This is a genomic window from Mycobacterium parmense (assembly GCF_010730575.1).
GTDB classification, from domain to species: domain Bacteria; phylum Actinomycetota; class Actinomycetes; order Mycobacteriales; family Mycobacteriaceae; genus Mycobacterium; species Mycobacterium parmense.
Window position 1 is genome coordinate 2,863,717 of the sequence record NZ_AP022614.1, and the last position, 24,409, is coordinate 2,888,125.

Sequence of the window (24,409 nt, forward strand, 5' to 3'; positions counted from 1 at the left end):
CCGCTAGGACTGCGCGGAGTCCGCGAACGCCGCGGGGCTGGCGGGCGCGCCCCTGGCGACCACCAGCGGCATCGACGTCGAGGCGTTGGTGCTCAAGATGGTCTGCACCACGTCGACGAGGTCCTCGACGGGCATCAGCTTGCCGGGCATGCAGCCGCGCGATGCCCACAGCGGGACGGCCTTCATGGCCAGGTCCATGTCCCAGTCGACGTTCATGCCGGTCTGGCCGTCGCCCTCGCCGCCCGCGCATTCCCCGACGATCAGGCAGGTGAACCCGATGTCGGGGTGCTCGGCGCGCCAGGCCTCCACGAGCCGCTCGAGGGCCGCCTTGCTCACGCCGTAGGCGCCCAGGCCCGGCCAGGGCGGTCCGAACGTGCCCGCGTCCGACGACAGGTAGACCGCCTTGCCCGCCGACACCGTCAGGTGGGGCACCGCCGCCGCGGTCACCAGCGCGGCGCCGATGACGTTGGTGTCGAAGATGCGCCGCCAGGTCGCCGCGTCGGTCTCCACCATGCGCACCAGCGGACCTACGGCCGGGGTGTAGACGAGGTTGTCGATTCCACCCAGCGCGCCGGCGGCCTCGCCGATCGCCGCACGGCACGACGCCTCGTCGGTGACGTCGCATTCGATGGCGACCGCCGAGGGGCCGGCGTCCTTGGCCGCCGCCTCGATGCGCTGACGGCGCCGGGCGAGCAGCGCGACCTGATGGCCGCGCTGGGCGAGACCCACCCCGATGCAGCGCCCCAGCCCACTCGAGGCGCCAACCACCACTGTCCTTGACATATTCGCCCTCTCTTGTAACGAGCTGCCGTCGGCGACGAACCTACCGGATGAGGGTGGGCGGCGGCGATCACCGGCCCGCTCAGATCCGGATGACGGTGTTCCGGTCGCCCGTTTTGGCCTGGTACATCGCCGTGTCGGCGCGCGCCGTGATGGAGGAGACGGCCTCTCCGGGAACGGCAATGGTGGCGCCGATGCTCAGCGTCGCGCGGATCGTCACACCGGATTCGTCGATGGGTTCGGCTGCGCGGCAACGGATCTTCTCGGCGATCTGGGCGGCCTCGTCGAGGCTGTGCACGCCGGGCAGCAGAACGAGGATCTCGTCGCCGCCCGTGCGGCCCACCGTGTCGCCCTCGCGGACGCATTCGCGGATCCGGCACGCCAGGGTGGTCAGCACGGTGTCACCGGCGCCGTGCCCCCACGTGTCGTTGATGTGCTTGAAGTGGTCGACGTCGCAGAACAGGATGCCGAGGTGCGCTCCGAGCGTCGGCGGCGCCGCCAGCGCCGATTCGAGGCGCCCGATCGCCTCGGCCCGGTTCACCAGGCCGGTGAGGGTGTCGAACCGGGCCAGCCGTTCGAGGCGCTGCTCGGCCTCGACCTGGTCGTCGACGATCCGCAGCGCCGCGATCACGCCGTCGGCGTCGCCGTCGGCATCGAGGTACGGCTTCCCGTGACCGTCGACCCAGTGGTATGCGCCGTCCACGGCGCGGATCCGGAACCGCTGCAGGACCGATTCGCCGCCGGCGATCCTTTGCAGCGCTGCGGCCAGGGTGTCGCGGTCGTCGGGATGGATGCGGCGTTCGAAGCCCGGGCCGGTCCAGCGCTCGACCGGCCCGCCCAGCGCGGCGACGACCGACGGGGAGACCCACGCGACCTTTCCGTCGCGCAGGTGAACGATGACGTCGACGGCGTTGTCGGCGAGGATGCGATAGCGCAGCTCGGCGTCGGCGCGCTGCTTGCCTGCCGACTCCTTCTCGATGCGCAGCTTCTGTTCGCGCTGCAGGAAGAAGAACGTGATCGCCCCGATGATGAGGGTGCCCAGCAGTATCGAGAAGGTCCACGCCGCGCGTTCACCCAGCCTGAGCCGCAAGCAGATTGGCCGCGTCAGCGCGACCACGACCGGAAACCCGGCGAGGATGCCCGCCAACTGCAACAGGAAGTTCCGATCGGGTCGGGCGAGTAGCCAGGCGACGGGAAAGCGGTCGGGGCGCGCCAGCGACATCGCGGCGGCCAGCAGCAACAGCGCGAGGGCCGTCGTGAGCGCCTGGCCGGTCGACGGCGAATAGCCCACCAGGGCAAGAGCGTTGAGGAGGTAGGCCCCTACCGTGAAGAACGGGATGGCCGCACCGGCCGCCAGGCAAGCGGGCCAGACGACGCGGGTCCACGTGTCGATCCGTATCAGCGTCGCGCCGGCGGCCAGGAGCAGGGCCGACGACGCGGTCTGCGGGCTCGGACGCCCAGGCCAGGTCTGTTGCGCCGCCCGCAGCGCCTGACCGAACCACAACTCATCCAGCCCCGGCCAGCCACCGGCCGCGTACTCCCCGAGGGTGGTGCCGGCCAGGGCCGCCACCATCAGGGCCAGGCCCCGACCGGCCCACACGCGGCCCGGCGACGGGCGGCCCGACTGCGCGACGATCGCGGCGCCCAGACCTGACAACCACAGACAAGTCCACGGCACCATCCGCGGCCAGGTCGGGCAGATGCGCGTGAGCGCGTCCACACCGGTCGCCCAGCCGACCCAGGTCAGCGCGGCGATGCCGAACACCCCTAGCAGCGCGAACCGCCTGCACCAGGCGGCGTCGTTCAGGCACGCATCCAGCCTCGGACCCTCCAAGGACTGCCCCTTCCTCCCCCGCGGCGCGCAATCGAAAGTTTGCGCGCCCACAGCCGGAATCGTGGCAAAAGGTAACCGATCGCGGGGCGAAGGTCACCGGCGCCGCCGGGCACCCCACCCGGGGCGCCCGGCGGACGGCTGCCGGTCAGCTCGCGTCGGGAGCTTGCAGCACGACCGCGGTGTGCGCGTCCACGGTCAGCGTGCCTCCGCCGGGCACCTCCTCCGCGGGTGTCTCCTCCTCGGGCCCGGTGAACACCACGAGCTGCCAGGAAGCGCCGAATTCCTTCGGCGGCAGCGTGAATTCGATCGGCTCGTAGTGGGCGTTGAAACACAGCAGGAACGAGTCGTCGAGCACGCGCTGCCCGCGCGCGTCGCGGTCGGGTATGCCGTGGCCGTTGAGGAACACGGCGAGCGATTTCGAGAATCCCGCGCCCCAGTCCTCCTCGGTCATCTCCGTACCGTCGGGCGTGAACCAGGCGATGTCGGGCAGACCGTCCTGGCCGCGCCGGCCCAGCGGCTTTCCGGAGAAGAACCGCCGCCGGCGAAACACCGGGTGCTCCGCCCGCAGCGCGGACACCAGGCGGGTGAAGTCGAGCATCGCGTTGTCGGTGCTGGGCCAGTCGATCCAGGTGAGCTCGTTGTCCTGGCAGTAGCCATTGTTGTTGCCGTGCTGCGTGCGGCCGAGCTCGTCTCCGTGGCAGATCATCGGGACGCCCTGGGAGAGCAGCAGCGTGGTCATGAAGTTGCGCTGCTGGCGGGCGCGCAGATCGTTGACCTGCGGGTCGTCGGTCGGCCCCTCGGCGCCGCAGTTCCACGACCGGTTGTGGCTCTCGCCGTCGTTGTTGTCCTCGCCGTTGGCCTCGTTGTGTTTTTCGTTGTAGGACACCAGGTCACGCAGCGTGAAGCCGTCGTGCGCGGTGACGAAGTTGATCGACGCCACCGGCCGTCGGGCGGTGTGTTCGTAGAGGTCGGCCGAACCGGAGAGGCGGTAGGCGAACTCGTCGAGGGTGGCCGGCTCGCCCCGCCAGAAATCCCGGACGGTGTCACGGTACTTGCCGTTCCACTCCGTCCACTGCGGCGGGAAGTTGCCCACCTGGTAGCCGCCCGGCCCGACGTCCCACGGCTCGGCGATGAGCTTGACCTGGCTGACCGTCGGATCCTGTTGCACCAGTTCGAAAAACGTTGAGAGCCGGTCGACGTCGTAGAACTCGCGGGCCAGCGTCGAGGCCAGGTCGAACCGGAATCCGTCGACGTGCATCTCGAGCACCCAGTAGCGCAGCGAGTCCATGATGAGCTGCAGCGCGTGCGGGTGCCCGACGTTGAGGCTGTTGCCCGTGCCCGTGTAGTCCATGTAGTACTGCTTGTCGTCGTCGACCAGCCGGTAGTAGGCCGCGTTGTCGATCCCGCGCATGCACAGCGTCGGGCCCATGTGATTGCCCTCGGCCGTGTGGTTGTAGACCACGTCGAGGATCACCTCGATGCCGGCCTCGTGCAGCTCGCGCACCATCGCCTTGAACTCCTGCACCTGCCCGCCCGGGGATCGCGCGCTCGAATACTTGAAGTCGGGCGCGAAGAACCCGATCGTGTTGTAGCCCCAGTAGTTCGCCAAGCCCTTCTCGACCAGGGTGGAGTCGTTGGCGAAGTGGTGCACCGGCATCAGTTCGATCGCCGTGACGCCGATGCTCTTGAGGTGTTCGATGATCACCGGGTGGGCCACCGCCGCGTAGGTGCCGCGCATCTGTTCGGGGATGTCGGGATGGGTCTGGGTCAGGCCCTTGACGTGCGCCTCGTAGATGACGGAATCGGCGTATTGATGGTCCGGCGGGCGATCGTTGCCCCAGTCGAAGTACGGGTTGATCACCACCGACTTGGGCATGCTGGCCGCGGAGTCGTCGTCGTTGCGGCTGTCCGGGTCGCCGAAGTTGTAGCTGAACAGCGACTGGTTCCACTCGAAGGAGCCGTCGATCGCCTTCGAGTACGGGTCCACCAGCAGCTTGTTGGGGTTGCACCGCAGGCCGTTCTCCGGCTCGTAGGGTCCGTGCACGCGGTAGCCGTAGCGTTGGCCGGGCTCGATGGCGGGGATGTAGGCGTGCCAGACGAAACCGTCGACCTCGGGCAGCGCGATGCGGCTCTCGGTGCCGTCGGCATCGAACAGGCACAACTCGACGCTTTCGGCAACCTCGCTGAACACGGCGAAGTTGGTGCCCGCGCCGTCGTATGTCGCGCCCAGGGGGTAGGCCCGGCCCGGCCATACTTCGCCGGTGGGTGTGGGGGCAGGAGTCTGCGCGGAAGTCATGGCGCATTCAATACCCTGCCGCGGGAGCCGCCAAACGGCCGGCGACGTGCCGCGCGCGTCACCGCCGCGGCGGCACACCGTCGCGTGTTCCGGCCGTCGGCGAAAAGCTCTGAGCCGCAGCCTCTTTTATGGGTTGAGGACGACCTTCACGGCGCCGTCCTGCTTTTTCTGGAAAATGTCGTAGGCGTGTGGCGCCTGGTCCAGGGGCAGTACGTGGGTGGCGAAGGTGTCGACGCCCAGCGGGTCGTCGTCGGTCAACAACGGCATGATGTCGTCCACCCACCGCTTGACGTTGGCCTGACCCATGCGCAAGGTCACCTGCTTGTCGAACAGCGTGAGCATCGGCAGCGGGTCGGCCATCCCGCCGTAGACGCCGATCAGCGAGATCGTCCCGCCGCGGCGCACGATGTCGATGGCCGAGTACAGGGCGGACAGCCGGTCCACGCCCGCGGTCTGCATCATCGGCTTGGCGACGGCGTCCGGCAGCAGCGCGGTGGCCTGCTGCGCCAGCTTCGCGACGGGCGAACCGTGCGCCTCCATGCCCACCGCGTCGATCACGGAGTCCGTGCCGCGACCGTCGGTCAGGTCTTTGATCGCCTCGCCCAGGGAGGGGTCGAGCCGGCCGACGTCGATGGTGTGGATGCCGCGCTGCGCGGCGCGGGCCAGCCGCTCGGGCACCAGGTCCACGGCGATCACCCGGTAGCCGAGGTGATCGGCGATGCGCGCGGCCATGTCTCCGATGGGCCCCAGGCCGAGCACGGTGACCGATCCGCCGTCCGGGATGTCGGCGTAGGCCACCGCCTGCCAGGCGGTCGGGAGCACGTCGGACAGGTAGACGTACCGCGAATCCGGCGGCCCCTCAGGCACTTTGATGTGAGTGAACTGCGCCTGCGGCACCCGCAGCAGCTCGGCTTGGCCGCCGGGGACCTCGCCGTAGAGTTCGGAGTAACCGAAAAGCGCGGCCCCCATGCCCTGATCGCGGACCTGCGTCGTCTCGCACTGCGTGAAGAGTTGCTTGTCGCACATGTAGCAATGGCCGCACGAGATCTGGAACGGGACGACGATCCGGTCGCCGACCTTCAGGTCGCCGGTTTCACCGCCCACCTCCCGGACGATGCCCATCGGTTCGTGGCCGAGGATGTCGCCCGGCTTCATGAAAGCCCCGAGTACTTCGTAGAGATGCAGGTCGGAGCCGCAGATGTTCGTCGACGTGACTTCGATGACGGCGTCGGTCGGTTGCTCGATCTTCGGGTCGGGCACCGACTCCACGCGCACGTCGCGCTTGCCGTTCCAGATGACTGCCTTCATGGCAGGGGCGCATACCCGTGTCGCGCCGGCCGAAACGGGTATCACATCACGGTGCTGGAAGCCGGGTTGGTCATCGTGGGCAGCGGGCCGGGTGGGGTCGCCGCCGCCGAGTCGTTCCGCGAACACGACAGCGACTCCCCGGTGCGCATCCTGACCGCCGACATCGACCTGCCCTACGCCCGGCCGCCGCTGAGCAAGGAGTTCCTGCGCGGCGAGACCGACGATGTGGCACTGCATCCCCCGCAATGGTTCGAGGAGAACGGCGTGGAACTGGTCACCGGCGCTGCCGTGGACCGGATCGACCTGGCCGGGCGGGTCGTGTACGTGGGCGAGCGACCGCATGCGTTCGGCAGGCTGATCCTGGCGTGCGGCGCGTCCCCGACGACACCGCCATTCCCCGGCGGCGAGCGCGCGCTGCAACTGCGCTCGCTGGCCGACGCGACCGCGTTGCGCAAGGCCGCGGGCGGCGCCGACTCCGCGGTGGTGATCGGCTCGGGCTTCATCGGCTGCGAGGCCGCGGCGTCGCTGGCGATGCGCGGGGTGGCCGTGACTCTCGTGGCGCCCGGCCGGTTTCCGCAGCAGAAGCGGCTCGGCGACGAGGCCGGCGAGCGGCTGCGCGACCTGGTGAGCGCGGCCGGCGCGCGCCATGTCGGCGGGGTTGCCGTGGAGGAGATCAGCGCCGCCGGGGTACGACTGAGCGACGGCGTCACCATCGACTGCGATCTCGTGCTCGCCGCCACCGGGGTGGCCCCGCAGAGCCGCATCGCCGTCGAGGCCGGCCTGCAGGTCCGCGATTCGCGCATCGTCGTCGGCGCCGACATGGCGACGTCGCACCCCGATGTTTACGCCGTGGGCGACGTCGCGCTGGCGCGCCACGCGATCGCCGGCCGCCACCTGGCCGTCGAGCACTGGCAGGACGCGGCGGATCAGGGCACGATCGCCGGGGCGCGGGCGGCGGGCCGCGACGCCGAATGGGATGGCGTTCCGGGCTTTTGGACCACCATCGGGGAGGCGACGGTGAAATACCACGCCTGGGGTGACGGCTTCCGGCGCTGCCGGTTGCTCGAGCGCGGCGACGGGTTCACCGTCTGGTACGACTCGGGCGACGAGGTGGTGGCCGTTTTGACCTGCAACGCCGACGATGACTACGACCTCGGCGAGCGGCTCATCGCCGAACGCCGGCCCGCGCCCGTCCCCATGCCCTGAGGAGCTAGCGGCGTTTGGGCTCTCACGGCGCGAATTGTGCTCCCAGGGCGGCGACACGCCGAGAAACGCCGCCCTGCCTGCACGGTCAGCGCCACGAGTGCACACGCAAAGGCGCGAACGGCGTTCGAATCCCGCGGAGGGTCCCGGCCCAGGTCGTTTCGAGCGGCCACCCGGACGACGATTCGGCCGATCCCTTCGGCGCACGCCCGACGCCGCAACCACCGCACGAAACATCCGCCGGCCCGTCCTACACTGGGGTCGGTGACTTCCATCGTGATCGTAGGCAGCGGCTTCACCGGGTTCACCTGCGCGCGCCACCTGGCGCGAAAACTGAGGCGCCGCAACGCGCAATTCGACATCACGATCGTCTCGCCGGTCGACTACATGCTCTACACGCCGCTGCTGCCCGACGTCGCGGGCGGGCTCGTCGACGCCCGCTTCGTCGCGATCCCGCTCGCCAACACCCTCAAAGGCGTGCGCGCGGTGCGCGGCCGCGTCGACGGCGTCGACCTCGCGGGGCACACCCTGACGTACTGCGACCCCGAGGAACGCAGTCACACCATGTCCTGGGACCGTCTGGTGCTCACCCCGGGCTCGGTGACCCGGCTGTTCGACGTGCCCGGTCTCGCGACCCACGCGCGCGGGCTCAAGACCACCGCCGAAGCCCTCTACCTGCGGGACCACTTCATCGAACAGCTCGAGCTGGCCAGGATCGACGACGACCCGAAGGTCGCCGCGGCGCGGCGGACCGTCGTCGTGGTCGGCGCGTCGTACTCGGGCACCGAGCTCACCGTGCAGCTGCGTGCGCTGGCCGACGCGGCGGCCAAACAAGGCGGCTTCGATCGCCGCGACGTCCGTTTCCTGCTCCTCGACACCGCCGAGCAGGTGATGCCCGAAGTCGGCGAGAAGCTCGGCAACGCCGCCATGAAGGTGCTGCGCCGCCGCGGCGTCGACGTCCGACTCGGGGTCACCCTCAAGGAGGCCCACTCCGATCATGTTGTGCTGAGCGACGATTCGCGCGTGGACACGCACACGATCGCCTGGGTGACGGGGGTGACCGGCGCGCCGCTGATCCAGAAGCTGGGACTGCCGACCGAGAAGGGCCGGCTGAAGGTCCAGCCCGATCTGCAGGTGCCCGGCCACGCTGCGGTCTTCGCGGCCGGCGACGCCGCGGCCGTCCCGGACCTGACTCAGCCCGGGAAGATCACGCCGCCGACCGCCCAGCACGCCACCCGGCAGGGCAAGGTGCTCGCCCGCAACGTGGCCGCCAGTCTCGGAATCGGCAAGCCCAAGCAGTACAAGCACCGAAACCTCGGCCTGGTGGTCGACCTCGGACCCGGCCACGCCGTGGCCAATCCGCTCAACGTGCACCTGTCCGGCCTGCCCGCCAAGGCGGTCACACGCTCCTACCACCTCTACGCCATACCGCACGGGGTCAACAGGTGGGCGGTGACGCTGGCCTACCTGACCGACCTGCTGTTCGACCGGTCGGTGGTGTCCTTCGGGCTGTCGTCGCGGGAGCACGCGCAGTTCTCGGCCAGCGAGGGCATACCGATGCCCAAGACCGGCTGAGCCCGCTCGCGGCGGCCGGTCAGCCCTGCGCCCGCTGCTGGGCTATCGCGTAACCGAGTTGCAGGAAGTCCGCGCCGGTCAGCACGGTGAAGACGCCCGCGATCATGCGGGTGAACCTGGGCGCGAAAACCAGGCCGATGGCGAACCCGGTCGCAACCCACATGTCCAGGCAGAACGGGCAGGTCAACAGCTCGCCGACGCTGTGGCGCAGCGGGCTGTCGTTCCTGACCTCCTCCATGACCTCCGCGGGTCCACCGCTGCCCCGGTAGCGGGTGAACGGCGCACGCAGCGGACTGGTCACGGCATCCTTGGTCAGCGTTCTCGACAGCTTGTGGGTGCCCAGCGTCACGGTGACGAGGTCGTGCAGGCGCCACCGCGCCGGCAATGTGCGCCCCGTGAACGTCGCGAGCACCGCGGCGGCGCCGACCAGGGTGGTGTAGACGACCAGAACAGCCAGGTAGCCGCCCAGCGGCCGCGGATCGTCACCGCGATAGATGTCGGCTTCATGGCGTGCTCCGTCGACCACATGGGCGCCGAACTCGGTCATTTCTCCCATCACGTCTCCTTTCCGGGGGCGTTCACAGGGATGTCCAGCACCCGGGATACCCGCAACGGGCGGGGCCAACCCCGCGACCGCCGGCCGCGGTGAGACGGGCTGTCCCGGCGAAGGACGTTGCGACAAGGTCGATTCGGCGACGTCAGCCGGCGCCGTCGGTCCCCGCGCCGGGAGACCTCGGCGCCCGGGCCGCCTTGCGCAACGAGCGATTGGACGAACGCAGATCGGTATTGGCCGCGGACAGCGTCGCATTGTGGTCTTCGAGCTCGAGGATGCGGGCGATGCCGGCCAGATTGACGCCGGCGTCGACCAGCGCGCTGATCCGCTTCAGCCGGGCCAGGTCGTCGGCGCTGTAACGCCGGGTTCCGCCACCACTCCGGGATGGCGTGAGCAGCCCGTAGCGTTCGTAGAGGCGCAGCGACTGCACCGCGATCCCGGACAGCTCCGCGGCCACCGAGATGCCGTACACGCCGTGATCGGGCGCGGGGCCGCCGGCATCGCCCCGGGGTTCGGTCATCACAGGTCTCCTCACTGGTATGAGAAAATCTGTCTATCACACTTGCGACGAAATATCGACAGTGATATACAAAATCTATGTCATTAGACATAGCTAATCCGAACCACGACCTAGATTGGAGTGAGAGGTGACCGCCATGCTGATGCGCACCGACCCGTTCCGCGAGCTGGACCGCTTTGCCCACCAGGCGTTCGGCACGGCCGCGCGGCCGGCCGTGATGCCGATGGACGCCTGGCGCGAGGGCGAGAAATTCGTCGTCGAATTCGACCTGCCGGGCATCGACACCGAATCGCTGGACATCGACATCGAACGCAACGTCGTCACGGTGCGGGCCGAACGACCCGCCCTGGACCCCAACCGCGAGATGCTGGCCACCGAGCGGCCCCGGGGAGTGTTCAGCCGCCAGCTCGTGCTCGGTGAGAACCTCGACACCGACAGGATCGAGGCCTCCTACCGCGAAGGCGTGCTGCGCCTGCACATCCCGGTGTCCGAGCGGGCCAAGCCGCGCAAGATCGTCGTCAACCGCGGTGACGGCGCAAAGGCCGTCGACGACGCCCAGCTGGGCCGGGAGGTCGTCAACGCATGAGGGCATGAGGGTATCGGCGGCGGCCGCACCGGCGGTCGCCGCCGACCCGGCTACCGGGGAGCACACCATGAGATGGGAACTCGACGGCCAGACCGCCGATGTCGAACGAGCGTTGGCCGGTGGTGCAGCGCAGCCGGCGGGTTGGTTCCGTTTCTTCTTCAGCGACCAGCGCTGGGAATGGTCCGAGCAGGTGCAGCGCATGCACGGCTATGAGCCCGGAAGCGTCACGCCGACAACCGAACTGGTGCTCTCGCACAAACATCCCGACGACCGCGGACAGGTGGCGGCCACCATCGACGAGCTGGTGAACACCCGCCAGGCGTTCAGCACGCGGCACCGGATCATCGACACCGGCGGCAACGTACGCCACGTGGTCGTGGTCGGTGACCGCCTCTTCGACGACGCGGGCGACGTGATCGGCACACACGGGTTCTACGTCGACGTGTCACCCCCATCGGGGCGGTCCGGGCAGACGCAGGAGGAGGCGGTCACCGCCAGGGTGGCCGAGATCAGCGGGAACCGCGCCGGCATCGAGCAGGCCAAGGGCATGCTGATGCTGATCTACGGGATCAGCGACAAGGCGGCGTTCGAACTGCTCAGATGGCTTTCCCAAGAGGCGAACATCAAACTGCGGCCGCTCGCCGAACAGATCGTGAAAGATTTCCTCGGGGCTCACATCCCCCTCAACGACCGCACGGAGTTCGATCACCTGTTGATGACCGCGCATCAGCGCGTCCGATGACGCGCCGCCTGCGTGCTCCGGCGCTTACCGCTCGCCGCAACCAGTTGCGCCACCCCGTTGCCGATGCCGGCGGCGAGCGCATCGATGTCGGGCGCGCTGTCGTAGTCGGCGGTAATGCCGAAGACGAAGGAGTCGGCGTAGCTGATCATCGCGATCCCGGTGCGTACCTGTAGGGCGATCGGCGGTATCGGCAGCAGCTCCAGCACCCGCCGGCCCATCAGGCGCTGTTCGCCCCTGGGTCCCGGAACGTTGGTCGCCAAGGCCACCACCGCTCGCTGGGGCAACCGCGAGAGCAGGCGGATCGCCCAGGCGGACAAGGCAAACGGGAACCTTCTGGCCGCGAGCACCACCGCGCTGCCGCCCTCGCTCTGACCGCTGGCCTTCGCCCGGGCGAGCCGGTCGTGCACCAGCCGCAGGCGCTGCACGGGGTCCGCCTCGTCGACGGGTAGCAGCGGCAGCATCGCAGACACCCGATTGTCGGTGGCGTCGAAGTGGTTGACCGCCCGAACCGACACGGGCACCAGCGTGCGCAGCGAGTCCCGTCCGGGCTCTTCTCCCCTGCCGAGCAGGATCTCGCGGTAGCTGCTCGTAATGGCGGCCAGCGCAACGTCGTTGAGCGTGACGCCATACGCACGTGACACCTTCTGCAAGTCGGACAGCCGGACCCGGGCCGCGCTGTAACGGCGCATCGTCGTGACGGGCCCGTTCAACGACGACTCCGGGCCGGGCCGCAGCAGGCCGGCCGTCAGCTCGGCCGCACCCACGGCCGCGTGCTCGGCGGCCGTCGCCGCCGCCAGCACCGTGCGCCCGATCCCGCTCAGCCAGCTCACGGGGTTCAGGTTCACCCCGGGCAGCGCCGGGCGCTTCCCCGCGTGTGGTTTCGCGGCGGCGACGTCGGTGGCGAAGGTGTCGCCCGCGCCGTCGTCGCTGAACTTCGCCATCATCTGCGCGGTCGCGATGCCGTCGGCGATGCAGTGGTGGACCTTGGTGACGACCGCCCACCTGTCGCCGCTGAGCCCCTCGATGATCCAGCAGTCCCACAGCGGGCGTTCCCGGTCGAGCCGGTGCTCCATCAGCATGGCGATCGCCTCGAACAACTCCGCGTCGCCGCCGGGCCGCGGCAACGCGACGTGGTGCAGGTGGCGGGAAATGTCGAAGTGCGGGTCGTCCACCCATTCCGGAGGCCGCAGGTCCAGCGGGTGGGTCCGCAGCACCTGCCTGCAGCGCGGGATCTCCGACACCCGGTCGGCGAACGCGGCGACGAACTCGCCGAAGGCCGGGGCCGGCCCCTCGACGATCGACACCCCTCCGACGGCGAGGCTCACATGCGGATCCGAATCCTCGAGCTCGAGAAATCCGGCGTCCAGCGCGGTCAATTGCTCCATGCCACAGCCCTTTCCGAATCGGCGGCGCCGGACGCCGCGGTGCCCGGCGGCGGGCGATAGAGGGCGGCGCCGGCCGTCACGCCCGCGCCGGCGGCCACCAGCAGAACCACCGAGCCCGCGGGCGGCCCGCCCGCTTGACGCCCCAGCGCCGCGGCCAGCGCGGCGGTGTGCATGCGCTCGTCGTCGGCGACGACGACCCGTTCGACGGCCACCCCGAGTCGCCGGCTCAGCGCGGCCCGGAATTCGGGCCGCGCCGGAGCGGCGATGATGGCGCCGAGGTCGGACAGGCCGACCGCGTGGGCGTCGAGGCAGGCGCGGGCCGCCCGCGCGGCCGCCACGGCGAATCGCTCGTCGGCGTCCGGCGACTCGGTGAACCGCAACACGTTGCGCGCGTCGGCGAAACCCACTGTCGCGGTGAATGCCTCGGTGTCATCCTCGTAGTCGTGCACCCACAGGACGCGGCTCAGCCCGCAGTCGTCGTCGGACCAGCCGCACAGCAGGGCCGCGCCCGAGGCGGAGAACGGGAAGCGCCGGCTCATCCCGTGCCCGGGGTCGGCGTCGCTGGCCACCACCAGCGCCCGGCGCACGCTGCGCGACCGCAGGAATCCGTCGACGATCTGCAACCCGGTCAGCACGCCGCACGCGCCGTTGGCGATGTCGAAGGAGAAGGTGCCGTGGGCGCCGGGGTGCGGGTCCTCCGGGTTGGCGCCGATGTCGTCCTGGATGAGTGCGGCCAGCGCCGGCTCCCCCATGTTGCGGTCGCGGTAGACGCCCGCGTTGACCACCAGGTCCAGTTCGGCGGGATCACACCCGGCCCCGTGCAGGCAGCCCTTGGCCGCGGCGACGGCCAGGTGCAGGGCGCTGTGCCTGTCGCGCCACCGCGGGCGCGCGACGTCGATGCGGTCAATCACTGTGCCCATAGCGGCTCACCAGATCCTCGTCCAGGGTCAACAAGACCACGCCGATTTCCAGCCCGGAGGCCAGCGCGAGCAGGGCGACGCGTTCCCCGGCCGCGATGTGCCCCGCCTCGAGTTCCTCGACCAGGGCCACCGTGTGGGTCGTCGATGCCGTGTTGCCGTAGCGGTCGACGGTGATCACCGCGTCGTGGCGGGGCCGGTCCCCGAACGACTCCGACATCCGGGCCATCCCCTTGCGGATGGCGCGCGCGGAGGTCTGATGGGTGATCACGTGGTCGATGTCGTGAATCGAAATGCCCACCGTGTCAAGGACTTCCCGTAGCAGCAGCGGCGTGTCGGCGATCGCCGCGCGCTGGATCGCGCGCGAGTTGGTGAACATCCGCGCGCCGGGCTCATGGCCCTGGGGGTACGCCAGGCACAACCGGCTGTGGTCGGCCACCGTGGTGAAGCCGGCGAGCGCGATGCCGGCGGAACCGGCCGGCGCGCGCTCCAGCAGCAGCGCCGCGCCCGCGTCCCCCAGCGTCAGCGACGCCAGCTCCCTGCTCATGATGTTGCGGATGTGCCGGGCGGCGTTGTGGCTGAGCTGGGAGATGTACTCCCCGCTGACGACGAGCCCGCGCTCGACGATGCCCTGCCGGATCCAGTTGTTGAGAATGGTTACCCCGGTGAGCATTCCGGCGCACGCGTTGGACACGTCGAAGGTCATCGCCCGCTCGGCGCCGATACCACGAGCCACGGCGCTGCTCATCGTCGGTTCGAGCCACTGGGTGAGGCCGCCCCGGAATTTCGTTATGCTGCAACTGATCACCACGTCCAGCGAGGTGGGGTCGCGTTCCGCGGTCGCCAGCGCGTTCAGGGCGGCCGCCGTGGCGAGGCTGTAGGAGTCCTCGTCGCCCACCGAGACGCGGCGTTCGCGGATCCCGGTCAGCCGCTCCAGATCGATGTTGGTGCGGTGTCGGGTGGTGGCCATCAATTCCTCGGTGGTGAGGTGCGTTTCGGGCAGATGCCGACCGGCACCCGCCACCCGGGTGACGTACGGGGACCGGCCACCTTGCTCGGCGGTCTCCATCACCAGCCAGTGCCTGGTCATGGGCAGCACCTCCTGGGTAATTCGACGGGTCACCCGTCAGTTGCGGAACTCGAGGATCTCGGCCACCAGGCGCCGCGCCGTGGGTTCGACGTGCCCGCCGTTTCGCGGCGAGCCACCGACGCGGACGAGCAGCTGCGGCAGTCCCTCCGTTGCGGCGATGCGGCCGATGATGTCGCGGCTCTGGGGCAGCTCTGTCATGTGCGTCAGCGTGCAGGTGGCCATGCCGGCCGCGGTGCATTCGAGCAGCACCGCCGACAGCGCCTCGCCGCAGCGCAGCACGTCCAGCCGATCGTCGGTGGGGGTGGACAACACGACGATCGCAGACCGGTCACGGTCGATGCTGGCGCGGCGGTGGCCGCCGCCCACGGGTGGGAATCCCCGCGCTATGTCGACCCGGGCGGCCTCCGAGGAGGACACCATGGCACCCTCGGGCAGGTGGGTGGCGTCAGAATCGAACGGCGATGTCCACCAGCGCAACTCGGATACGTACGTGGTGTCGTAGCGGCGCAGGGTCTCGGCGAGCCGGGACTCTTCGGCCAGCGCGGGGCGCTGGTCGTCGGCGACCACGTCGAGCAGCACGCCGTAGGGCATGACCGCCCGGCACAACGCCGAGTGCAGGGCCGGCCAGCCGGCCGGGGCGTCGAAGGGCAGCCGGTCGGTCCGGCGCCGGCGGACGGCTGCGGCGCGCCGCCGCTGCACGTCGGTCACGGCCGGTGACGGCCGGAAACCAACGGTGGCAAGGTGATCCGGCTCAGCCGCGTCGGGGAGCCGCTTGGTGATGCTGTCCCATCCGGCGGCCGCCATGGCGACCCGGAGATGGTCGAGGGCCGCGCCACAGCTCAGGATCAGTTCTCGTCCGGAGCGGTCGGTCGCGGGCATCAGACGGCTGGGGTCCGCCCACAGCTGAAGGCTCGCGCCGCGCGCCACCCAGCGCCAAGGCTGGCTGTTGTGCAGTGAGGGTGCACGACCGGCCAGCATGACCGCGTCCCGGAACACTTCGGGGTCCGGCGCCTGCGCTGACATGCCAACCGCCTCAACGGTCACCGAGCGCCGATTCCAGCAGGAGCCGGCGCTCGGCGGCGGCAACCGCACGACGGGTCGCCGCCGCCGCGTCCGGATTGACCGACACGGACGTGATGCCCATCCGGACCAGGTGCTCGGCGAAGCTCGGGTTGGTCGACGGCGCCTGGCCGCACAGCGAGGACGTGATGCCGTGCATGCGGGCGATCTCCACGACGCGGCCGATGGCGTCCAGGACGGCTTCGTCGGATTCGTCGAACAGCTCGGCGCAGATGTCGGAGTCGCGGTCGACTCCCAGCACCAGCTGCGTGAGGTCGTTGCTGCCGATGGACACGCCGTCCACCCCCAGCCCGATGTACTCGGGAAGCCAGTACGTCACCGAGGGCACCTCGGCCATCACCCAGCGGTGCAGACCGCGCTGCGCGCCCAGCGGGCTGGCGTCGACCAGCGACAGGCACGCCTCCAGTTCCCAGCGCGTCCGGACGAACGGAATCATCAGATGCACGTTGGGGTTGCGCTCCCGCACCCGCGCCAGCGCCTCGAGCTCCAAGGCGAACAGGTCCGGGTCCTTGACGTAGCGGTAGCAGCCGCGGTAGCCGATCATCGGGTTGTGCTCGACCGGCTCGTAGGCCTCCCCACCGCGCAGCCCGCGGAACTCGTTGCTGCGGAAGTCGGTGGCGCGGTACACCACGGGCCGGGTCCCGAACGCCGACGCGATGCGACCGATGGAGCCCACCATGGCGTCGATGAGGCCGGCCTGCTCGCCGCGCGCGATGAGGTCGCGCGGGTGCCTGCCCGAAAGTGCCTGCGTAAGCAGGAATTCCGCACGCAGCAGCCCCACCCCGTCGACGTCCTGGGCGGCGACCGCCTCGGCGGTGTCCGGCATGGCCAGGTTGACGTAGATCTTGGTGCCCGTCGTCGGCGCCCCGACGGCCGCAGCGGGGGGGCCCTGCGCCGCCGATATCCCCGTCACCCGCGCCCGGGCGCCCTGGCCGCCGGCGCTGACGGTCCCGCGCAGGCCGTCGACGGTCACGGTCTGTCCGTCGTGCAGGACGGTGGTCGCGTCGCGGGCGCCGACCACGCACGGAACCTGCAGTTCGCGCGCCACGATGGCCGCGTGGCAGGTCATGCCGCCGGTCTGGGTGACCAGGGCCGCCGCGCGCCGGATGGCCGGCAGCCAGTCCGGGTTGGTCATCGGTGCGACGAGGATCTCGTTGTCGAGCAGCCGGGCGCCCTCGTCCGGGGTGTGCAGCACCCGCACCCGCCCGGAGGCCGTGCCGGGCGCGGCGGGCAGCCCGCGAACCAGCACGGCCGCGCCCTCGCCGTCGACGTCGCCGGATCCGGCGGTGTGCAGCGTGGTGATGGGCCTGGCCTGCACCAGCCACGTCTTGCCGGCGGCGATCGCCCACTCGACGTCCTGCGGGCAATCGTGATGCGTCTCAACGGCGATGGCGAGTTCGGCGATCCGGTGCAACGACGCGTCGTCCAGGACGCGCCCCTGGGCCTGCTCCGGATCCAGGTCGACTGTGACGTCGCGGCCGTCGGGGCCGCGTTGGATCTTGAACGCCTGGTAGCCGACCTTCACGTCGACCACCTGCAGCGTCTTCTTGTCCACGACGTAGGTGTCGGGCTGGACCTTGCCGGACACGACGACCTCACCCAGGCCCAGGGCGGCTTCGATGACGATGTGCCCTCGGTCCCCCGTGCTGGGATCGGTGGTGAACGCCACGCCGGATTGCTCGGAGGCGATCATCTGCTGGACGACCACCGCCATCGCCGGATCGCCGGTGAAACCGCGGCTGGCCCGGTAGGTGATCACCCGCGGGCTGAACAGCGACGCCCAGCACTGCGTCACCGCCTCGATCAGAGCAGCCTCGCCCGCGATGTTGGTCAGCGTCGCATTCATCCCCGCGAACGATGCATCGCGCCCGTCCTCACCTGTCGCCGAAGACCGCACGGCCACAACGCAATCCGTTCCGAGATGGCGGTAGGAGGCCAGGAGCTGATCGCGAACGTCCTCGCTGATGCCGGCCTTGGTCACCAGCTCCTGCATCCGCCGACACAGCTCGGAGAGCCGGGCACTGCTGTCGATCTCGGTCAGGGCCTCGCGGTGCAGCGCGGACAGCTCGGCGTCGACCCCCGCCGCCCGCATCGAGGCCAGGTAGCTGCTGCGCATAAGCACGAATCCCGGCGGGACGGGCAGGCCGGCGGCGACCAGCTCGCCCATGTTGGCGCCCTTGCCACCTGCCTCTTCGGCGTCGTCCAGGCGCAACACCGATATGTCGCAGACGTAGGCGTTGACAAGGGTTTCCGTGGACATGTCGTGCTCCTTCTCAGCTTCGCACCTGGGGCGTCGAGACCGCTCGACGCCAGACATCGTGGGCCTCGGCCGCCGACTGATCGAGCGGTCGGGAGGTGTCGATCACCTGCGCGGTGTCCCAGCCGGCGCGCCGGGCGGCCATAGCCGCCGCGATCTCCGGGGTCACCTGCGAGGTGCCGGGGCGCCTGGTCCTGATCCGATCGCCCGCCGTGGCGGCCTTGGTCTCGCAGACGAGTTCGACTGTCGCTGAGGATGTTTGGCCGGCCATCCGGCGCGCCTGCGCGCGCAGCCAGGGGTCACGCCAGGTGGCGTCGAGGATCACCGAGTGCCCGTTGCCCAGCAGCGAACGCGCGCGGCGCAGCGCCACCTCGTAGACGGCCGTGACGTTGTCGCGGCTGTACAGTCCCTGGTCGAGGACTCCCGGGGGACCGGTGATGACGCCCGATTCGCGCAACTCCTCGCGGATGTCGTCGGTCGCGATGACCTTGGCGCCGGTCTGCGCGGCCAGGGCGCGCGCCACGGTGGATTTGCCCGTGCCCGGGTTTCCCCCGACGAGCGCGAGCCGGACGGCGCCGTCCTGCAGGTGCCGGGTCGCGATATCGAGGTGGCGCGTCGCGTCGTCGGCGGCCTCGGGCCTGCCCTGCGCGACACGCACGCAATCGGTCTTGGCCCGCACGACGGCGCGATAGGCGATGTAGAAGTCCCGCAAGGACAACGGCGTCGTTCGCACCAGGTGTGCGGCGTGGCGGTCCAGGAAATAGTCGGCGAGGTCCTTGCGGCCCAGGAACTCCAGGTCCATCGCGAGGAAGGCGGCGTCGTCGACCCAGTCGACATGGCGCAGCGCGTCGTCGAACTCCAGGCAGTCGAGCAGCACCGCCCGGCCCTCCACCCAGAAGATGTCGTCTGCGAGCAGGTCCCCGTGGCCGTCGACGATGCAACCGTCCTCGACCCGGCGGCCGAACAGCGGCCCGCGGCCCGCCACGTAGGCGGCGACGAGGCGCTCAAGCCGCGCCAGCTGTTCGCCCGCGCCTTCCGGAAGGCTTTCTCCGACATGGTGATCGAGCTCCGTCAGGTTCGCGAGCCAGCGTCGTTCGACGGTGCCCGGGTCGCCCTGGGCATCAATCACCCGGTTGCGCTCGGCGCGCTCGTGGAAGCGGGCCAGGGTGTCGGCGACGGCGTCCAGCACCGCTCGGATGGACCCGTCGCGATCACGCGCCACCCTGGACGCCAACCGCTGGTCGTCGCGGTAGCGCCGCATGACGATGACGGGTTCGGCGGGCCCGCCCGCGGGGTCGCTGAGGTGCGCGACGCCGAGGTAGCTGTCGGGTGAGAGCCGGCTGTTCAGCGCGACCTCCCGCCGGCACGCGCGCTCGCGCTGCTCCACCGTGCGGAAGTCCAGGAAGTCGGTCAGCACCGGCTTCTTCATCTTGTATGCGCGGTCTCCGGCCAAAACGACCATGCCGGTGTGGGTTTCGTGCGCAGCGAAGTAGGGCACGGCGATGGTGGTGGCAGTGTGGGCGTCGACCGCGGTGGACATGTCTCGGTGCGCCTCTACGAACACCGGGCCACGATCACGGGCATGCGGACCGAGTGCACGACGGCGTTGCTGACCGAGCCCAGCAGCGCGCCGCTCAGGCCGCCGCGACCGTGGCTGCCCACGACGACGAGTTGCGCGGACTCCGACTTCTCGATCAGCTGCCGGGCGGGTCGGTCGGAGACGAGGATCCGGTGCACCGCGACGTCGGGATAGCGTTCCTGCCAGCCCGCCAGCCGTTCGGCCAGGCTCCGCTCGGCGTCCGATTCGACCGCCGACCAGTCCAGCCCGGGCAGCTCGAAGACGTCGACGTCGCTCCACGCATGCACCGCCAACAGTTCGACGCCGCGCCGCGAGGCCTCGTCGAACGCGATGGCCGTCGCGGCCTCCGACGCCGGTGAGCCGTCGATGCCGACGAGTACCGGCGCCTGCTGCGGGTGCGGCATCAAGGGGTCCTCGTCGCGGATCACGGCGACCGGGCAGTGCGCGCTGCGCACCACGCTCGAACTCACCGAACCCAGCACCAGCCGCGCCACCGCCCCGTGCCCCGCGCTACCCACCACGAGCAGTTCCGCCTCCGCGGACAGGGCAGCCAGGGTGGGGGCAGGGGGAGCGCAGTGCAGCTCGGTCCGGATCTCGATGCCGCGCTGCTTGCGGATGGCGTCCTCGGCGATCTTGACCGACCGCTCGAGAACGTGCCGGCCCTCCTCCTGCTGCCACACCGCGACGCCGGTCGACAGCGGGATCGCCGGGTACATGGGCACGGCGGCGTTGACCGCATGAACGATGGTCAGCGGGACGTGGCGCATCGCCGCGTCGCGAGCCGCCCAGCAGACCGCGGCGCCCGACGCCGCCGATCCGTCGACTCCGGCGACGATTCCGTGGCGTTTGACCGATTCCGACATTGCGCACTCCCTCCGTCACCGAAACGCTATTGCCCGTACACCGGTCGAACATGGAGGCTTTAGTCCCCAACCCGATGGCCATGAGACCTCGCTGCGCCGATGGCCCTTGACCGGCGAGGGCGCTGTGGAATGGTCACGAAGGTGACCGAATGGGCCGCCACCATCGACAGGCGCCACCACGACGCGGCGATCCTCGGGTTCGACTGCGTGGTCGCCGAGACCGCATCCGGAGCCTGCGAGGCCCGTGATTCCACCGTCCCCCTGCTGCGGCGCCTGCGGGAGGTGGGCATCGCCACGGCCGTGTACTCGGCCACCCGCGACTGCGCGCAGGCCCTGCGCGCGGCCGGGATCGACGATCTCGTCACCGTCGTCGACGGCTCGGCGTCCGCCCGGAGCCCGGAGTCGGCGGCGCTGACCCTCACGGCCAGGCTCGGCTGCCGGCCCGTTCGTTGCGCAGTCATCGACTGCAACGAAGCGCGGCTGCGGGCCGCCGCCGACGGCGGCTTCGGCCTGGTGATCGGGCTCGACCGCGACGGACACGCCGCGAAGTTGCTCTCCTGCGGGGCCGACACGGTGGTGGCCGACCCGGCCGAGATCTCCGTGCGGGGCGGTGGCAGACCGATGTCGGCCATCGCCGACGCCGTGGCGGTCTACAACCAGCTCAGGGAACTGATCACCAACCGGCAACCCGCGGTGTTCCTCGATTTCGACGGCACCCTCTCGGAGATCGCCGAGCGCCCGGAGGCCGCGACCCTGATCGGAGGTGCCGCCGCGGCGCTGCGCGTCCTGGCCGCACGGTGCCCGGTCGCGGTGATCAGCGGTCGCGACCTGCGCGACGTCCGCAGGCGCGTCGGCGTCGAAGGCGCCTGGTACGCGGGCAGCCACGGCCTCGAACTCATCGGGCCCGACGGCGCCCACCACGACAACGCCGCCGCCGGCGGCGCCACCGCCACGCTCGCCGACACGGCCGGGCTGCTCGCGGAGACACTTGGCGACGTGCCGGGAATCCTGGTGGAGCACAAACGCTTTGCGGTGGCCGTGCATTACCGCAACGCCGATCCCGGCGACGTCGACGGCGTGATCGCGGCGGTCCGACGGATCGGGCGTTGCGAGGGCCTGCGGACCGCCACCGGCCGCAAGGTCATCGAACTGCGGCCCAATGTCGACTGGGACAAAGGCGCCACCGTCAACTGGCTGCTGCAACATATCGAGCGGGGCAGCGGCGCCGCCGGTTCCGGCGCGCTTCTGCCGATCTACATCGGCGGCGACATCACCGACGAGGACGCCTTCGACGCCGTGCAGTTCGACGGCGTGGGAATCGTCGTGCGCCACGACGAGGACGCCGATCGCCCGTCGGCCGCGCTGTTCTGCGCGCAAGGCCCCTCCTCGGTGGTCGAATTCCTCGACCGGCTGGCGACCGACCTTTCCGAGGCCGCCGCGCGGCCCGGCGGTCCGTGGGAACTGGTCTACGACAGCTACGACCCGGCCACCGAACGGCTGCGGGAGGCGCTGTGCACGGTAGGCAACGGCTACTTCGCCACCCGCGGTTGCGCGCCGGAGGCGCTCACATCCGAAACCCACTACCCGGGAACCTATGCCGCCGGCGTGTACAACGAATTGTCCGATCGGGTCGCGGGCCGCACGATAGACAACGAAAGCCTGGTGAACCTCCCCAACTGGCTGTCGCTGACGTTCCGGATCGACGACGGACCCTGGTTCGACGTCGACGCTGCCGAGTTGCTCTGCTACCGGCAGACATTCGACCTGCGGCACGCGACGCTGACCCGCAGCCTGCGGTTCTCCGACGCCGCCGGCCGGATCACGGGACTCACGCAGCAGCGCTTCGCATCCATGCACGACCCGCACGTCGCGGCGATGCGGACCACGGTCACCGCCGAAAACTGGTCCGGCACCGTAGAATTCAGGTCGCTGCTGGACGCCGGCGTCGGCAACACCATGGTCGAACGCTATCGCTCGTTGTCGAGCACGCACCTCACCGGCACGGTGGTGGACGCCACCGCGTGCGACTCGGTGCTGCTGCGGACGCGAACGTCTCAGTCACAGATCACGATCGCGGTGGCCGCGCGCAGCACCGCCTGGTGCGGCGACCGTCGCGCCGACGCCAGCTACGAGCCCGTCCACGACGTCAACCGCGGCGGTCACGACATCGCGGTCGCACTGTCGGCGGGGCAGTCGGTGTCGTGTGAGAAAGTGGTCACCTACTTCACCGGCAGGGACGCCGCCGTGTCCGAACCGGCCGGCGCCGCCCGGCAGAGCCTCGACTCCACGGGCCGCTACGACGACCTGCACGACCAGCACGCACGGGCGTGGGCCCGGCTGTGGGAACAGTGCAACGTCGGCCTCGACGACGGCGAGGCCTCGCTGCGGGTGCTTCGGCTGCACCTGGTGCACCTGCTGCAGACCATCTCGCCGCACACCGCCGAACTCGACGCCGGCGTCCCGGCCCGTGGGCTGCACGGGGAGGCCTACCGCGGGCACGTCTTCTGGGATTCGCTGTTCGTGTCGCCGGTGCTGAGCATGCGGATGCCGAACGTGACCAGGTCCCTGCTGCTGTACCGCTACCGCCGGCTGCCCGAGGCGCGCCGCGCGGCGCACCGGGCGGGTTACCTCGGGGCGATGTACCCGTGGCAATCGGGCAGCGACGGACGCGAGGCGAGCCAGCAACTGCACCTCAATCCCCGGTCCGGCCGGTGGAATCCGGACCCCAGCGCACGCGCGCACCACGTCGGCCTCGCCATCGCCTACAACGCCTGGCAGCACTACCAGGTGACCGGCGACCGCCAGTGGCTGGTCGACTACGGAGCCGAGATGCTGGTCGAGATCGCGCGATTCTGGGTGGGGCTGGCCACCTTCGACGAGAGCCGCGCACGCTATTCGATCCGGGGCATCATCGGACCCGACGAGTTCCACTCGGGCTATCCGGGTAAGGAGTACGACGGCGTCGACAACAACGCCTACACCAACGTCATGGCCGTATGGGTGATCCTGCGGGCGATGGACGCGCTGGATCTGTTGCCGCTGCGCGACCGCCTCGATCTCATCGGCAAGGTCGAGCTGACCGCCGACGAGCTCGATCGCTGGAATCACGTGACGCGACGCATGTTCGTGCCGTTCCACGACGAGGTCATCAGTCAATTCGAGGGCTATTGCGAACTGGCGGAACTCGATTGGGAGCACTACCGGCAGCGCTACGGCAACATCCAGCGACTCGACCGGATTCTGGAAGCCGAGGACGACAGCGTCAACAACTACAAGGCGTCCAAGCAGGCCGACGCGCTGATGCTGTTCTACCTGCTGTCCTCCGAGGAGTTGCTCGGACTGTTCGGGCGGCTGGGTTACCGGTTTGCGCCCGAACAGATTCCGAAGACCATCGACTACTACCTGGCCCGCACCTCGCACGGGTCGACGCTGAGCGCCGTCGTGCACTCCTGGGTGCTCGCGCGGTCGCACCGGCATGCGGCCATGGAGTACTTCCAACAGGTGCTGGATTCCGACATCGCCGACATCCAGGGCGGCACCACCGCCGAAGGCATCCACCTGGCCGCCATGGCCGGCAGCGTGGACCTGCTGCAACGATGCTTCACCGGCCTCGAGACCCGCGACGACCGGCTGATCGTCGGCCCGCAATGGCCGGAAGCGCTGGGCGCCATCGAGTTTCCGCTCGTCTATCGCGGCCAGCGTCTGCACCTGCGGGTCAGCGGCCGCGCGGGCGCCCTGACCTCCGAGGCCGGCAACGCCGCGGCGGTCACCGTGGAATGCCGCGGCGCGGTGCGACAGCTGCTGCCCGGGCACACCATCGAGGTCGCATGACGGTGACCGA

At 70.1% G+C, this 24,409-nt stretch carries 18 protein-coding genes; 5 read left to right on the top strand and 13 right to left on the bottom strand.

What is annotated here, in order from left to right:
- Positions 1 to 3: 3 nt before the first annotated feature.
- The 4 genes from G6N48_RS13075 to G6N48_RS13090 form a co-directional block, all read right to left on the bottom strand.
- Entirely contained in the window at positions 4 to 771 is a 768-nt protein-coding gene (locus G6N48_RS13075; RefSeq protein ID WP_085267777.1) for an SDR family oxidoreductase, read from the bottom strand.
- A gap of 91 nt (positions 772 to 862) precedes the next feature.
- On the bottom strand, positions 863 to 2,614 hold the full coding sequence (locus G6N48_RS13080; protein ID WP_232066616.1) for a sensor domain-containing diguanylate cyclase: 1,752 nt from the start codon (positions 2,612 to 2,614) through the stop codon (positions 863 to 865).
- A 145-nt stretch (positions 2,615 to 2,759) separates the two neighbouring features.
- Positions 2,760 to 4,910 (bottom strand): glycogen debranching protein GlgX, encoded by a 2,151-nt coding sequence (gene glgX, locus G6N48_RS13085; protein ID WP_085267775.1) that lies wholly within the window; start codon positions 4,908 to 4,910, stop codon positions 2,760 to 2,762.
- Positions 4,911 to 5,036: 126 nt separating this feature from the next.
- Positions 5,037 to 6,218, bottom strand: coding sequence for a zinc-dependent alcohol dehydrogenase (locus tag G6N48_RS13090; RefSeq protein WP_139825636.1), 1,182 nt, complete (start codon positions 6,216 to 6,218; stop codon positions 5,037 to 5,039).
- Positions 6,219 to 6,269: 51 nt separating this feature from the next.
- Here G6N48_RS13090 and G6N48_RS13095 point away from each other — a divergent pair, with 51 nt between their 5' ends.
- Positions 6,270 to 7,424 carry an NAD(P)/FAD-dependent oxidoreductase gene (locus G6N48_RS13095; RefSeq protein WP_139825635.1) on the top strand — a complete coding sequence of 385 codons (1,155 nt, stop codon included), beginning with the start codon at positions 6,270 to 6,272 and terminating at the stop codon, positions 7,422 to 7,424.
- A gap of 261 nt (positions 7,425 to 7,685) precedes the next feature.
- Positions 7,686 to 8,996 carry an NAD(P)/FAD-dependent oxidoreductase gene (locus tag G6N48_RS13100; RefSeq protein WP_085267772.1) on the top strand — a complete coding sequence of 437 codons (1,311 nt, stop codon included), beginning with the start codon at positions 7,686 to 7,688 and terminating at the stop codon, positions 8,994 to 8,996.
- 19 nt (positions 8,997 to 9,015) lie between these two features.
- On the opposite strand, the gene G6N48_RS13105 is transcribed toward G6N48_RS13100, so the two are convergent.
- Together G6N48_RS13105 and G6N48_RS13110 are read right to left on the bottom strand one after the other, a co-directional pair.
- Positions 9,016 to 9,552: a DUF1360 domain-containing protein gene (locus tag G6N48_RS13105; protein ID WP_085267771.1), complete on the bottom strand. Its 537-nt coding sequence runs from the start codon at positions 9,550 to 9,552 to the stop codon at positions 9,016 to 9,018.
- A 142-nt stretch (positions 9,553 to 9,694) separates the two neighbouring features.
- Positions 9,695 to 10,069 carry a MerR family transcriptional regulator gene (locus tag G6N48_RS13110; protein WP_085268046.1) on the bottom strand — a complete coding sequence of 125 codons (375 nt, stop codon included), beginning with the start codon at positions 10,067 to 10,069 and terminating at the stop codon, positions 9,695 to 9,697.
- A gap of 136 nt (positions 10,070 to 10,205) precedes the next feature.
- Between G6N48_RS13110 and G6N48_RS13115 the strand changes: the two genes are divergently transcribed.
- Complete coding sequence (locus G6N48_RS13115; RefSeq protein WP_085268045.1) at positions 10,206 to 10,655, top strand: Hsp20/alpha crystallin family protein; 450 nt, start codon at positions 10,206 to 10,208, stop codon at positions 10,653 to 10,655.
- Between the two features lie 67 nt (positions 10,656 to 10,722).
- Positions 10,723 to 11,397 carry a PAS and ANTAR domain-containing protein gene (locus tag G6N48_RS13120; RefSeq protein WP_085268044.1) on the top strand — a complete coding sequence of 225 codons (675 nt, stop codon included), beginning with the start codon at positions 10,723 to 10,725 and terminating at the stop codon, positions 11,395 to 11,397.
- Here G6N48_RS13120 and G6N48_RS13125 read toward each other — a convergent pair.
- Genes G6N48_RS13125 through G6N48_RS13155 form a run of 7 tightly spaced genes read right to left on the bottom strand, consistent with a single transcriptional unit; the run spans position 11,382 to position 20,568 of the window.
- Complete coding sequence (locus G6N48_RS13125) at positions 11,382 to 12,782, bottom strand: WS/DGAT/MGAT family O-acyltransferase (protein ID WP_085267770.1); 1,401 nt, start codon at positions 12,780 to 12,782, stop codon at positions 11,382 to 11,384. The genes G6N48_RS13120 and G6N48_RS13125 overlap by 16 nt on opposite strands.
- Complete coding sequence (locus G6N48_RS13130; protein ID WP_085267769.1) at positions 12,770 to 13,702, bottom strand: 3-oxoacyl-ACP synthase; 933 nt, start codon at positions 13,700 to 13,702, stop codon at positions 12,770 to 12,772. Before G6N48_RS13130 ends, G6N48_RS13125 begins: the two co-directional genes overlap by 13 nt.
- Positions 13,686 to 14,789, bottom strand: a complete 1,104-nt coding sequence (locus tag G6N48_RS13135) for a 3-oxoacyl-ACP synthase III family protein (protein WP_085268043.1) — start codon at positions 14,787 to 14,789, stop codon at positions 13,686 to 13,688. Before G6N48_RS13135 ends, G6N48_RS13130 begins: the two co-directional genes overlap by 17 nt.
- Before the next feature lie 36 nt (positions 14,790 to 14,825).
- Complete coding sequence (locus G6N48_RS13140) at positions 14,826 to 15,812, bottom strand: Acg family FMN-binding oxidoreductase (RefSeq protein WP_085267768.1); 987 nt, start codon at positions 15,810 to 15,812, stop codon at positions 14,826 to 14,828.
- A 10-nt stretch (positions 15,813 to 15,822) separates the two neighbouring features.
- Positions 15,823 to 18,129, bottom strand: a complete 2,307-nt coding sequence (ppsA, locus tag G6N48_RS13145) for a phosphoenolpyruvate synthase (protein ID WP_085267767.1) — start codon at positions 18,127 to 18,129, stop codon at positions 15,823 to 15,825.
- A 13-nt stretch (positions 18,130 to 18,142) separates the two neighbouring features.
- Positions 18,143 to 19,666: a bifunctional aminoglycoside phosphotransferase/ATP-binding protein gene (locus G6N48_RS13150; RefSeq protein ID WP_179969874.1), complete on the bottom strand. Its 1,524-nt coding sequence runs from the start codon at positions 19,664 to 19,666 to the stop codon at positions 18,143 to 18,145.
- A gap of 14 nt (positions 19,667 to 19,680) precedes the next feature.
- Complete coding sequence (locus G6N48_RS13155) at positions 19,681 to 20,568, bottom strand: universal stress protein (RefSeq protein ID WP_085267766.1); 888 nt, start codon at positions 20,566 to 20,568, stop codon at positions 19,681 to 19,683.
- A gap of 129 nt (positions 20,569 to 20,697) precedes the next feature.
- On the opposite strand from G6N48_RS13155, the gene otsB reads away from it, so the two are divergent.
- Positions 20,698 to 24,399, top strand: coding sequence for a trehalose-phosphatase (otsB, locus tag G6N48_RS13160; RefSeq protein ID WP_085267765.1), 3,702 nt, complete (start codon positions 20,698 to 20,700; stop codon positions 24,397 to 24,399).
- The last annotated feature ends 10 nt before the right edge of the window (positions 24,400 to 24,409 follow it).